This window comes from Vibrio ulleungensis (assembly GCF_016900875.1).
In the GTDB taxonomy this organism is placed as follows: domain Bacteria; phylum Pseudomonadota; class Gammaproteobacteria; order Enterobacterales; family Vibrionaceae; genus Vibrio; species Vibrio ulleungensis.
This window is the reverse complement of record NZ_JAFEUM010000008.1, coordinates 94461-107402: the sequence shown is the minus strand read 5'-3', so window position 1 is coordinate 107402 and position 12942 is coordinate 94461. Positions and strand designations below refer to the sequence as shown.

Genomic DNA, 12942 nt, shown 5'->3' with positions numbered 1-12942 from the left:
ACATTGATACAACCACGATGGCTCCAGAAGCCATTCGTAACATTCTGGACCAATTTTCTGACTATCAAAAACAAGCATTTTTGAGTTCTGCAAACGTCTCTGAATTAGTGTTAGAACGCAGCCAGTTTATGGATGGACTGCTGCAGTTGATGTGGCAACACTTTGGCTTTGATCAATACAGCGATGCCTGTCTAGTTGCGGTTGGCGGGTACGGCCGTGCTGAGCTGCACCCACTGTCAGATATCGATATATTAATTCTGACACGAAATGCCGCCAATCCGGCCATGTGTGAAAAGGTTAGCGCTTTTATTACCCTACTTTGGGACCTTCGCTTAGAGGTTGGTCACGCGGTGAGAACAGTCGCCGAGTGTGCCAAGATTGGCGGAGAAGACTTAACGGTTGCTACAAACCTTCAAGAAGCTCGTCGGATCTGCGGCAGCGAGCACGCCTTTAGTGAACTCAACGCGGTCATTGAATCGGCAGAGTTCTGGCCTAGCGCAGAGTTCTATAAAGCAAAACTGCAAGAACAGCGCGATCGTCACGCCCGCTATCACGACACAGGCTACAATCTCGAGCCGGACATTAAATCCAGCCCTGGTGGACTGCGAGACATTCATACGCTGAGTTGGATCGCACGCCGCCATTTTGGTGCAACCTCACTGCTCGAAATGAGCCGTTATGGCTTTTTGACCGACGCTGAATACAGAGAGCTTGTTGAGTGCCAAGATTATTTGTGGCGAGTACGTTTTGCACTGCACATAGAACTAAAACGCTACGACAACCGTCTTGCCTTTGGGCATCAAGCGATGGTGGCTGAGCACTTAGGGTTTACTGGCGAGAAAAATCAGCCCGTAGAGCGCATGATGAAAGAGTTCTATCGAACCTTACGTCGAATCTCTGAGCTCAACAAAATGCTGATCAAACTGTTTGATCAAGCCATCTTAAATCGTGGAGTGGTTCCCGAAGCCGAAATCATCAGCGCAGACTTTCAGCGTCGTGGCGCATTGATTGAAGCTCGTAAGCCCGCTCTATTTCAAGCACGTCCAGAAACCATTTTGGATATGTTTATTCACATAGCCAACGATTCAAGCATTACTGGCGTTGCACCAGCAACCATGCGTCAATTGCGCACCGCACGCAGACGGCTAAATCGCTACCTTAACGCCATTCCAGAGGCGCGCGAAAAATTCATGCAACTGATGCGCCATCCCAATGTGCTAACGAAAGCCTTGCCATTAATGCACAGTTTGGGCGTTCTTGCGTCGTATCTTCCCCAATGGAGTCAAATCGTTGGGCAGATGCAGTTTGATCTGTTCCATGTGTACACCGTCGATGAACACAGTATTCGACTGCTCAAACACATTCATGGTTTTAGCTTTGCTAAAAATCACGACAAGCACCCTATTTGTTGCGAACTCTTTCCGCGCATGCAAAAGAAAGAGCTGCTACTGTTAGCGGCGATTTTTCATGACATTGGTAAAGGCCGCGGCGGCGATCACTCTGAAATTGGCGCTATTGAAGCCTATGAATTTGGCATCGAACATGGATTGTCAAAACCAGAAGCCAAGCTTATCTCTTGGCTAGTCAAAAACCACCTTCTCATGTCTGTGACCGCTCAAAAACGCGATATTCATGACCCAGAAGTGATTACCGAATTTGCTAAAACGGTTCGTGACGAAGAGTACCTCGAATACCTCATTTGTTTAACGGTTGCCGATGTAAATGCCACCAACCCAGAGCTGTGGAACAGTTGGAAACGAACCCTGCTTTCAGAGCTGTATTATTCAACCCAGCGCGCTCTGCGTCGCGGGCTTGAAAATCCTGTGGATGTCCGCGACCGTATCCGCCACACGCAGCAACTGGCGTCGGCTAAACTGCGTAAGCTTGATTTTACCCCTCGCGAAATTGAAGTTTTATGGGGTCGATTTAAAGCCGACTACTTCCTACGCCATACCCCTGACCAGATTCGCTGGCACTCACAGGCGATCTTAAATGCCCCAGAGCCACATAATGATCCTCTTGTACTGGTCAGTAAAAAAAGCAGTCGCGGTGGCACCGAAATCTTTGTCTACGCTAAGGATAAACCTGCGCTATTTGCCGATGTCGTGGCAGAGCTAGACCGGCGAAACCTCAGTGTTCATGATGCACAGATCATGACCAGTAAAGATGGATTTGTACTAGATACCTTTGTGGTACTCGATCGCGATGGCAACCCTGTAGACTCAGAGAGGCAATTGGTGATTGCTAACGCGGTTTCAAGCGTTGTCTGCAGCAATACCCCCAAACCGCTACGTGTTAGGCGTACCCCTCGAAATTTGAAGCACTTTAAAGTGAAAACTCGTGTTGAGTTTCTACCGACTAAAACCAATAAACACAGTTTGGTTGAGTTCCAAGCCTTAGACACTCCAGGCTTACTGACTAAGGTCAGTTCTGCTTTTGCCGACTTGGACATTCATCTGCACGCAGCCAAGATCACCACCATTGGAGAGCGCGCAGAGGATCTGTTCATTCTCTCATCCACCAGCGGCTGTAAGCTTAATCAGCAAGAGGAAGAGGAACTTCGCGATCACTTAACCGATGTGGTTGAAGAACTGTCCCCAAGCTAATCGATCCAACGCACAAAAGAACGCCATTTGTAACAAATGTGCTACCTTAAAAGGGTAGCACTTGTTACAGTGTAAGTGTCTGCTTTTATAATAAAAAACACGTCATTCCATTTGACTTCAAAGTGAGGTTTTTATGTTCCAACACCTGCAAGGTCTAGGCATACACAATACCAAAGAGATTGAACGCTACTCAGTACGTCAAGAAGCGCAAAAAGACGTTCTAAAAATCTATTTTAAAAAGCAAAAGGGCGAGTTGTTTGCTAAGAGCGTAAAGTTTAAATACCCACGCCAAGTGAAGAAAGTGCTCATGGATGACGGTAGCGGTCAATATCGCAATAAAACCGAAATCAATCGCAATTTAACCTTGGTGATTGACGAACTAAACCAAATCACTAAACCTATTGCTGCCGCGCCAGTGGACGTTAAACAGAAGATCTTATCTGACCTTCGCCACCTAGAAAAAGTGGTTGCCGGTAAAATTGCCGAGATCGAATCAGATCTTGAGAAGCTCAAATAACATAGCGTGAAATATGGGGACTGAGGCGCTGTTCGCCTCAGTACTCGTCCTGCTCAAATGCGTGTTGCCACCCAAACTCTGTCACCAAACGGTGCCAGGTCTCATCCAATTTAGCTTCTAAACAGAGTTGTACGCCGGTAAATGGATGTTCAAACTCCAATCTTGCTGCATGCAACATCAATCGATGACAGTCGAAGTTATCTCTAAACAACCGATTATGCTTACCATCTCCGTGGGAAGTATCGCCGACGATAGGGTGCTTCAAATGTTTTAGGTGTCGTCTAAGTTGGTGCTTACGTCCCGTTAAAGGCTTTAGCTCGACCAACGCATAGCGCGAAGTTGGGAATCGCCCCGTTGATAAAGGCAACTCAACTTTCGCTAATGGCTGATAATCGGTCACGGCCGATTGGGGCTCTTTGTCTTGTGTGGCAAATTTATCGGCTATTTTATCAAGCTCGACTTTAAGTGGGTAATCGAGTCGGCCCCCCTCTTCTATCCACCCACGCACTAGCGCCAAATAGGTTTTCACCATCTGATGCTCAGCAAACATCGGCATGGTTTTAGAGGCAATCTCACTAGACAATCCAAACACCAATACACCAGAGGTAGGTCTATCCAAACGGTGCAATGGAAAAACATGCTGACCAATCTGATCTCGCAGCGTTTGCATCACAAACTGAGTTTCGTGTTTATCTAACCAAGATCGGTGGACTAACATGCCAGCGGGCTTATTCACTGCAACAAAGTAGTCATCTTGGTAAATTATCTCGAGCATTTAAGCGCACTCTTTATCAATGTGAGACAAAATGAGTAGCAGCTCACGATACTGTGTCTGAGCCTGCCACACCTGTTCAAAGTAAGGGGTAATTTCAAATCCACTTGGCAACGCTTGTTGTGAATGGATGAGCAGCATCATTTTTGGCAAAAATACCCACTGTAACCATTCTGAGGCAGACAATGTATCTACAGCAAAAGGTTGCGAGCTTGCGAGGCGCTCTGCACTCGGCGGAGATTGCTGCCACTCGTCCAACAAAACTAACTGACTCTTAAGCTCTTCGAATAATTGAAGTAAGCGCCGAGACCTATTTGTATCAAATACTACGCTCATCACGTCGTTACCCTTGAATTTTGGCGCAAGATTACCATGTTATAGGGTAGTAATCTAAATCTAACAGCAGCAAACACCATGGACGCCATCAAAACCATTAGCCAACTTCTTACCCAAAGTGGGTGTGACTACGCCATCTACGATCTCGGGCGCCGAATCGAAGTTATTCCCAATCAGGAGTTTGAACAGGTTGAACAAAGCCGGCTCCCATACCCATATCCGGTTCAGCGGCAGGCGCAATTTGCCATTACTTATTGGAATGAAGCTGGCGAGCCTTGGTTTTGGTTCTTAAAATTTGATCTTGACGAGCGCGGGTTGTTAAACAGTGCGGATCTAGGCAACTTCCTAAAATACGTAGTTGATGCCATGGGAAGTCGATTGCAAAAAAACTTGACCGACGAACAACAAGAACAACTGGCCAACAATCCTTACACCGTTAAACCCAAGGAAGATAAGTTGGCGATGTTCAACTCAATAGTTAGAACACGATTGGATCTTCCAGCAAGCCAGTACCTTGATCACGCTGACCACTACTTTCAGGGTCAGTTAGGTTGGGACAACTGGCAAACTGTCGGCCTACAAGGCATTACCGACTTGGCTGCCCGTCTTTCATTTGCTCAAAACGAGCGCACCATAAAAAAAGCGTTGTCTCATCTACCAAACCAACCTTTGTATGCACTGTTGGGCGCGCTAGAGCACTGTCAGATCAGCTCTTCATTGGCGAATAGGTTACTGGATAGGTTTGACGACGAGCTTAAAAAGCCAGAAGTGGATCTCTTTTTGGTCACTGCTTTACTGCGCGCTATGGCCGGCGATAAGAGCGATGCGTTACCCACAGCGCTAAATACCGTTTTGAGCCGCCCAGAGCTGTGTCATCCAGAAATGATGATTGCCATTGCAGGACGTAGCTGGTCTCCCCTTGGCACAGAGTCAGTGGCCGAGCAATACCTAATTCGACTCGCTCAAACCCAACAGCAAACATTGTTTAATCAACTGTTCGCGGATCTGGTCATGATTCCTAAATTACGTTTGGTGCTGCTACCATTGTTAAACCAAGCCCCCTCAGCCGAATTAGAGCAAGCACTGCTTGCTTTACAACGCACAACGACTCAAGGAAGCTAAACGTTGATGTCCGATCTACTCGCCATCCTAGGGGTGGCCTTTGCAGCCTACCTTTTTTGGCAGCAGCGAAAGCAATCCGAATTTGCCAAAAAAGCGGTTGCACATCACTGCGAACAACATGGATTGCAGCTTGTCAGTGTGGCATTTGGCGCACACAAATTTAAGAAGCTACGAGGCAGTTGGCGCTGGTATACTCAGTATCAATTTGAGTTTTCCTCGTTAGGGGATGATTGTTATCAAGGGGAATTGATCATGCGTGGCTTCCACGTGTCGCACTTCCAAACCCCACCGTATCGCATGTAAGGATCCACAATGCTCACCCAAGATGTCACCGATGAATTAAACCGTGTCTTTGAACAGCTCGCAGCGCAGGGCAAAGAACCAACCTTGGCGCTGGTTAAGGCAAGAATGTCCACTAGCGTACCTATGCCAGCCCTTATTGCTGCTATCAAAAGCTGGAAATCGAGTAATAAAGTGCCAAAAATCGAAGTAGCCGCTGAGACTACCACCACCGAGCTTGAGCGCATCGAGAAATTGGAACAACAAATTAATCAACTGCAGCAGCGTATCGCCGCACTAGAAGCAAAACAATAGGCTCCCAATGGCAAAAATATTAGTAGATGCGGACGCGTGTCCCAAGGTTCATCGTGAAACCTTAGTAAGAGCCTCAGAACGTACTGGTGTGCATTGCGTATTCATTGCCAACCATGCTATTCCCTTACCCAAACGTGCCACCATTACTTTTTTGCAAGTCTCTAGTGGCTTTGATATCGCCGACCACGAAATTGTGCAGCGAGCAGAGGCAGGTGACTTAATCATTTCATCGGATATCCCACTGGCCGATGAAGTCATTGAGAAAGGTGCATTAGTACTCAATAGCCGTGGCGAAATGCTGACCAAAGAAGTAATAAAAGCCAAGTTAAACATGCGCGATTTTATGGAAACTATGCGTGCAAGTGGCGTACAAACAGGCGGTCCCAACGCCTTATCACAAACCGATAGACGCGAATTCGCCAATCAGCTCGACCGCTGGTTAGCCAGAAATAAACCATAATTGGGCCGACCTCAGTCGGATTTCATTTTGTGCGGTGCGGGCTGGCCATATTCTTCAATGAACGCTTTAAATATCTCATCGAGTTTATCTTTATCGGCATAGTGATCGAGGTTTTCAAGCAATATGGTCAGCAAATAATTATTGCTAAAATGGTACTGCTCATTAAGCTCTCGCAACGCCTGATACCCTTTTTCAGACGTTGCAGCGCTAAAACGTTTAGGGAGTGGATATCGTTTCGCCATTACTTTAATTGATCCCATGATATGTTTGACACAATACGACAAGCGTCGCACTTAAAATGGAAAATGTCATGGGCGGGCTCTTCAAGTAACCACTCTCCGTCACATTTAGGGCAGCGACGCGCTTTTTCTTCCGCCAAGCTTTTTCCGCCTACGCGATATTGATAGTAGTAAGTCGGGACCTTGGTGATGTATTCGATTCTCCCTCTTAAGTCCCAACCTCGACGAAACAGGTCTGATCCAATATCGGTGATCTCACGCAACGCGGCATGTTCAGCTTTGCATCCACCCGCCATCTGAATCTCATCGCAGGCTTGCCATTCCGTTTGCCACTTAATCACTGCTTTATGATCGCCATTCAGCGTCGGTGGGTTTCGATACAAAGGAATGGGCAACAATGTATCGCCACTGCGAAGCGGCGAGCAGGTGTGCACGTAGGTGGTGTAAAGCAGTTGCCAACTTGGCCGTTCACCTTCGCAAACAGAAGGATCGCTTGCTTGAGAATTGAGGTCTTGACCTACTAGGCGTACTTTAGGCGCCAGTAGCTTGGCCTCGCTGAGCTTATCTACTGCAAAACGCACATAATCAGAGTGATTGCGAGGATGCAAGCTCTCTTGCTCTGGGCACACCACTCGTGTCAAAAATACGCCCTCGCCCATTGCGATAGGAAACTCTCGCCCTAAAATCTGCCCGTTAAATCGTAGTGCTTCGTACAAGCCGTTGATCGCCTTTTCAACCGCAGTAATGGTGGTGTTATCGAAACATTCGAACTCAATATCGACTAAAAACACTTACACCTCGACCTGATCTAAAAAGCTAAGTAAATCGGGGGCAAGGACATCACGATTACTGGTGCCTAAACGCTCCAAAATCACTTCTCCGGTCAAATTGCATATTGAAATAACATCCAGCTCTGCATCAGTAACCCCAATAAACACCGTAGGCTTGAGTTTCAATCTGCGCTGCGTCACTAGATGACCAAGAATATTTTCTTGTAAACGGTCAAAGTCGTCATCACTCCAAACTTGCAACAAAGTGAATGGGTTGCCTTGCCAGGAGAACGCCATGTCCGCGCAGTATTGAACGCCATAAAACGCTTTAATGCTGGATTGTAACTCTAGCTCAATCCCCTCCTCCACATTGCTGAAATCTCGGTGTGGTTGGCAAGGTTTGGGTAACCAAGCATCGCCTGCGAGGCATGGGGAGTCCACACCCTGTAAATCGTCAGGAATAGGCAAACCACTGTCTTTCGCTTGTTTTTTCTCCAATACACGTTGCGTGAGTCGCTGCAATGCAAGTTCTATGTCTTGATTCATGGGAAAGTTTTGTCCTTTGGCTCATCAACAGATGACTTTGAAAGAGGCATTCTGTAAAATTTGACCTTAGTTTAATCCAATTCCCCCATAATGATGAGCAAATATTCAGACGCAGAAGCACTACAAGGTTTAACCTTAGGCCAATCGACCGCCTATACCAGCGAATACGACGCAACGTTACTGCAGTCTGTCCCACGTAGTCTCAATAGAGACGACCTAAATTTGCCTGAACCATTGCCTTTTTTTGGGTGCGATATTTGGACTATGTACGAGCTGTCTTGGCTTAATAATAATGGTTTACCGCAAGTAGCCATCGGTGAAGTGAGACTTCCTGCAACCTCGCCAAACTTAATCGAATCAAAGTCATTCAAGCTTTACCTAAATAGCTTCAATCAGACCAAGTTCGATAGTTGGGACATTGTTCAACAAACCTTACAAAAAGACCTAAGCCAATGCGCCGGAGAATCAGTATCGGTGCAGTTAAGCGCCCTACACTCTTTTACTGGCCAAGGCGTTGCAAATTTTGCGGGTGAATGCATCGACCATTTGCCGGTGGTTATCGATAATTACGACTTTGACCCTGCGCTGCTTAAATTGGACGCATCGGGTGAGAGTGTTGAAGAAACACTGCACAGTCACCTACTGAAATCAAACTGCTTGATCACGAATCAGCCTGATTGGGGTAGCGTAGAGATACACTATCGAGGCGCGAAAATTGACCATGAAAGCTTGCTCAAGTATTTAGTCTCGTTTCGTCAGCACAACGAATTTCATGAGCAATGTGTAGAGCGGATATTTACCGACATTATGGCGTTATGCCAACCGACAGAGCTCACGGTGTACGCTCGGTATACTCGCCGGGGAGGCTTGGACATTAATCCATACCGCTCTACGAGTGAGGAAACACCATCGCACAATATTCGAATGGCCAGACAATAACTCTTATGGTAGCAATCAACGCTCTCATTCAAGGCTTAAAACGTGTAACAGTACGCCATGTAGGTGTGCTTTATATTCTCGTCATCTCAATATCGCTAACACCATTTGCCGCGACCGCGCAGCTTAGTGATGCCAATACACCCAAAATCCTCACGGACGCTAATAAGCTGGTTGTGTTGTCGCCTAGTCAGGCTCGCCACTTCGCCATAACGTATCTTACTGAAAATAATTTATTGTCTCGAGAAAGTCGCGATCGTAAAGAAATGGCATCAGAGCCACAGCAAGTTCGCAATGCTATTTACGCTCATCAAGTACTGGCGATCTCCGAGTACTTATTGCGTAACCCACGCCAATCTAAGTTGGAAATTGATACTGCGATTGAGCTCGCTCAGCAACGTAACACTCAGCCGCACCTCATTGATTCGTTGCTTATAAAAGCGCGCTTACAGTTGGAAATGAACACCAGCAAAGAAGTCGTGCAAGATACCTTGACGCAAGCACAGGAGCGTTACTCGCAATGGAAATCCAGCTTGCCGGCGGGGGCTCTAGTGAGTGATCATTTGGTCTTCAAGTCACAATACCTAAGACAGTCAGCAGAGCTGTACTCCATGATGAATAACTCGACTTCCTCCGATGAGTTATTTGAGCAGCTGAATCAACTGCTAGAACAATCGTCCAATGAGATGCAATCCATTCTATTTGGACTCAGTTACGGTGAGCATTTGCACAGGCATAAACGATACAATGAATCCACCAAAGAGCTGATCGAAGCGTATTGGCGGGCTGTAGAGTTTGATCAGGCTGAGTTTTTAGCGCGAGTAAACTACCAGCTTGGCAAGCTGTATGCCGACAGGGGAACCTACGAGTTGTCGGAGGCTCATTTTGAGCAATCGGCCAGTTTTTACGGGGCCTACGAGACCTCCCCTTATTATGCAGGAGTAATCAATCGGCTGGCTGATGTGTACTTTGTTCAGGGTAAATATAACCTTGCGTTGGTACAGTATTTTAACGTCTTGGAACACCAAATTTCGCAAAGAAATTTGGAGTCGATCATCAATATTCGCTTACGGCTCGCGCGCACTTACATAAACTTATTCAACTACGCATTGGCAGAGCAGTATTTAGAGCGTGCGAAAGAGCTGCTTATATTTAGTAATACCGGCAATGGCCGTTTCGAAGCGAATATCATTGAAGCGACACTCTATAACCTTCAACAGCAGCCAGAGAAAGCGATTCAAGTACTTGCACGTCAATTCGAAGAGGAGCGTGGCTCTTATTCAATTGAGCATCAGGTTGAAGCAGCCCAAGTACTGACAACCGCTTATGACGAAACAGGTCAAGCCGAAAAAGCGCTTGCAGCACTTCAGCTGCACAATCAGCTAGTGAACGCTCAAATCATGGAAAAAAGTGCACTAGCCAAACTCACGCTATTACGCCAAATAGAATCCTATGAAAAAGCGATCCACTACAAATCTCAAGTACTGGAATTAGAAAGCGCACAGACCGATCAGGACAAATTCAGGAAGATAGCATTGGGACTGTCATTTGGAATCCTAATTTTTATTCTTTTCTATATTCAAAAATCTATTGCCTATCACTCAGCAAAAGACAAATTGGAGCTACTCTCTGAAGAGCTATACACGCATCCACGCTCTAAGCTGCAAAACTTAAGAATGATTAACGCCAGTTTGCCACCATCACTGGCCAAAAGTAGCGCCAGCTTTGAGCAGTGGCACTTGGGGGAGCTCATTAACGAGCCACTGAGTGATCGCCTTCGCTTCGCGTTATTGGACGTTTCGATCATTCGAAACGTATACAGTGACAAAGGGTATCAAGTGGGTCTTAAGATCGAAAAAGCGTTTGGTCAGCACTTAAGGGATCAGCTGCAACAAGGAGAACGGTTGTATCACTTCTCTGACGGTATGTTTTTGTTTATTCAATCGAAATCTGAAGATTCTCCGTCTGTAGAAGCACTGTTTGAACGCTTTGTAGGCTGGTTGGAAAGCTTTACTCGCCATTCGACGCAAGAGCCAATGCTTAGAGTCAGTTTTGTTGACTACCCGTTTTTGCCACGCGCATTAACCGCAATTGACGACAAAGAGCTGATTGATATATTGCTGCTCAGTAACAATATTGCTAAGCAAATACAGCTGCAGCAACCAGGAGAGCATTGGGTGCACTTGCAAGCAATCACTCATGCACCTGCGGCCAGCTTTGCTGGCGACAATATTAGAAAATCCTGTGTGCAAGCAATTGCGCAAGGTCTGATCAAAGTTCATTCATCTTGTACATCAGAAGAAATCATAAAGAGCATATCGTACGATTGACGATATAATCTTTGCCCTATACTATTAGACAATTGAGCATGCGGTAGAATAAGTACAACTAACGTTGAATCTTCCTACCAGTGTGACAACCGATGAATACAAGGATATAGCAGTGTAATGGGGATTGTTGAGTCAGACATCCAAAAGCAGATTGCAAAGTTAAGTAAGCAGTTGGAAAGTGCCAAGCTTGCTCAACGTGACGCGACTCTGAAATCCTCACGTGAATCCGCCGCGCTTAAGCGACTTATCATTACTCTAGCGGGTGAATATCGCACCGAGTCAGATGAAACCGAGCAGCAGTTAACTGCGCTGCGTGTCGAGCTAGAGAATAATTCAGACTTGTCAAAAGTCATGGCAAGGCTTGCCATCGTTGAACATGTATTACGACAAGATGCACAGCACTATCATCAGAAGAAAAACCATTTCGATGAAACCGTTCAGCAAAGTGGCGAGTTTTTACAACGCTTTCCAATACTGCCGCGTAATCTAAAACAAGACCTGCGCGCATTGATGACGCGCCCACACTACAGCTCTGGGCATATCGTGGCGACCGCAACGCGGCTACTGCAAATCTATGAGAGCGGTCTAAAGGCCTGCGTCCATAAAAAAGGCGTTCCGCAAACACACCCTGATTTTGACACTGGACTGCTGAAACAACTTAATCAAGAGCTACAAACGTTAATCACCCAAATAGACTTTGCCGGTGATGCAGGAGAAATGCTAGCCGATATTCGAGCCAAACTGATGCTTGGCTGCTCGGGAGAAGAGCTGCTGCGAGTTACGTTAAGCGTACTAAAGCTTGTTTTAGACGGTACCGATTATGAAAGGCGCACTTCAGAAACATTTTTAACGCAAGTGAATGAGTCGCTCACCAGTATTGAAACCTCGACAAAGAACAGTTTAGAGCAAGCACGCTCTTCAGCAACTCAGCGCGAGGAGCTTAATCAAGAGCTTCAAGACACCGTTGGTAAAGCCAAAAAGCTGACCATCTCTTTGGAAGATGGTGCCAAAAAAGTCATGACACCGACGGTTCAGCAACTGGCTAACTTGGCCGACCGATTTGTACAATCCAGTCAACGTGAACAGCATTTAATTGAGCAACTTCAATTTGCAGAGTCACAACTGGCTGCATTAAGTGATGTCACTCAAGACTATCGTCGCCGATTGGATGATCAGCAGCAACGAGCCAAAAAAGATCCATTAACTCAGTTGTACAACCACTCTGCCATTATCGACATTGTGGCGGTGGAATATCAGAAATGGATCCGCTCGCAAAGCTCTATTCATTTAGCACTGCTTGATATTAATCGATTTAAAGAGATCAACGACAGCTTTGGTTTTACCGCTGGCGACAAAGCCCTCACCATCATTGCCCGTACAGTCAGAGATGAAGTCGGCCATATAGGCGAAGTTGGCCGATTTACGGGTGAGAAGTTTTTAATTTTGATCCGCAATCAAAATCATAAACAGTGCCGTGCGATTTTAGAGAGCATTCGCACCTCTATTGCCGCACTGCCGTTTCGATTTAAAACCCAAGATATTCGGATCAGTGCTTCCATCGCTTGTACACAATTCCACGAAAGTCATTCTTCGGAAGAAAGTATCGAACGATTGGCACAAGAAATATCAGCCATTAAAAAACAAGGCTCAAACGATATACACTGGCTCTAATTGCCTCTATCTCAATACTGCACTTTTATAAAACAGTGACTTA

General features: G+C 46.2%; 14 protein-coding genes. 9 read left to right on the top strand and 5 right to left on the bottom strand.

Annotated features, from left to right (window positions below; all coding sequences use genetic code 11):
• Nucleotides 1–17: 17 nt before the first annotated feature.
• Entirely contained in the window at nt 18–2606 is a 2589-nt protein-coding gene (glnD, locus tag JQC93_RS17300; RefSeq protein WP_408068617.1) for a bifunctional uridylyltransferase/uridylyl-removing protein GlnD, read from the top strand.
• Between the two features lie 133 nt (nt 2607–2739).
• Nucleotides 2740–3123, top strand: coding sequence for a DUF3461 family protein (locus tag JQC93_RS17295; RefSeq protein ID WP_205159626.1), 384 nt, complete (start codon nt 2740–2742; stop codon nt 3121–3123).
• Nucleotides 3124–3160: 37 nt separating this feature from the next.
• On the opposite strand, the gene truC is transcribed toward JQC93_RS17295, so the two are convergent.
• Nucleotides 3161–3898, bottom strand: coding sequence for a tRNA pseudouridine(65) synthase TruC (truC, locus tag JQC93_RS17290; protein WP_205159625.1), 738 nt, complete (start codon nt 3896–3898; stop codon nt 3161–3163).
• Nucleotides 3899–4231, bottom strand: coding sequence for a YqcC family protein (locus tag JQC93_RS17285; RefSeq protein ID WP_205159624.1), 333 nt, complete (start codon nt 4229–4231; stop codon nt 3899–3901).
• Between the two features lie 78 nt (nt 4232–4309).
• Between JQC93_RS17285 and JQC93_RS17280 the strand changes: the two genes are divergently transcribed.
• The 4 genes from JQC93_RS17280 to JQC93_RS17265 are packed head-to-tail and all read left to right on the top strand — an operon-like array spanning nt 4310 to nt 6407.
• Nucleotides 4310–5353, top strand: a complete 1044-nt coding sequence (locus JQC93_RS17280; protein WP_205159623.1) for a DUF3549 family protein — start codon at nt 4310–4312, stop codon at nt 5351–5353.
• Between the two features lie 3 nt (nt 5354–5356).
• Nucleotides 5357–5656: a DUF3301 domain-containing protein gene (locus JQC93_RS17275; RefSeq protein WP_205159622.1), complete on the top strand. Its 300-nt coding sequence runs from the start codon at nt 5357–5359 to the stop codon at nt 5654–5656.
• A 9-nt stretch (nt 5657–5665) separates the two neighbouring features.
• Nucleotides 5666–5947 (top strand): hypothetical protein, encoded by a 282-nt coding sequence (locus JQC93_RS17270; RefSeq protein ID WP_205159621.1) that lies wholly within the window; start codon nt 5666–5668, stop codon nt 5945–5947.
• A gap of 7 nt (nt 5948–5954) precedes the next feature.
• Nucleotides 5955–6407, top strand: coding sequence for a YaiI/YqxD family protein (locus tag JQC93_RS17265; RefSeq protein ID WP_084886429.1), 453 nt, complete (start codon nt 5955–5957; stop codon nt 6405–6407).
• 11 nt (nt 6408–6418) lie between these two features.
• Here JQC93_RS17265 and JQC93_RS17260 read toward each other — a convergent pair whose 3' ends face one another.
• Genes JQC93_RS17260 through syd form a run of 3 tightly spaced genes read right to left on the bottom strand, consistent with a single transcriptional unit; the run spans nt 6419 to nt 7962 of the window.
• Nucleotides 6419–6649 (bottom strand): hypothetical protein, encoded by a 231-nt coding sequence (locus tag JQC93_RS17260; protein WP_205159620.1) that lies wholly within the window; start codon nt 6647–6649, stop codon nt 6419–6421.
• Complete coding sequence (locus JQC93_RS17255; protein ID WP_205159619.1) at nt 6649–7437, bottom strand: Zn-ribbon-containing protein; 789 nt, start codon at nt 7435–7437, stop codon at nt 6649–6651. Before JQC93_RS17255 ends, JQC93_RS17260 begins: the two co-directional genes overlap by 1 nt.
• Entirely contained in the window at nt 7438–7962 is a 525-nt protein-coding gene (syd, locus tag JQC93_RS17250) for a SecY-interacting protein (protein ID WP_205159618.1), read from the bottom strand. It abuts the gene before it with no gap.
• 93 nt (nt 7963–8055) lie between these two features.
• Here syd and queF point away from each other — a divergent pair, with 93 nt between their 5' ends.
• The 3 genes from queF (at nt 8056) to JQC93_RS17235 (ending at nt 12899) form a co-directional block, all read left to right on the top strand.
• Nucleotides 8056–8901: an NADPH-dependent 7-cyano-7-deazaguanine reductase QueF gene (queF, locus tag JQC93_RS17245; protein ID WP_205159662.1), complete on the top strand. Its 846-nt coding sequence runs from the start codon at nt 8056–8058 to the stop codon at nt 8899–8901.
• A gap of 5 nt (nt 8902–8906) precedes the next feature.
• Nucleotides 8907–11228, top strand: coding sequence for a tetratricopeptide repeat protein (locus JQC93_RS17240; protein ID WP_205159617.1), 2322 nt, complete (start codon nt 8907–8909; stop codon nt 11226–11228).
• A gap of 117 nt (nt 11229–11345) precedes the next feature.
• Nucleotides 11346–12899, top strand: a complete 1554-nt coding sequence (locus JQC93_RS17235) for a GGDEF domain-containing protein (protein WP_205159616.1) — start codon at nt 11346–11348, stop codon at nt 12897–12899.
• Nucleotides 12900–12942: the final 43 nt, after the last annotated feature.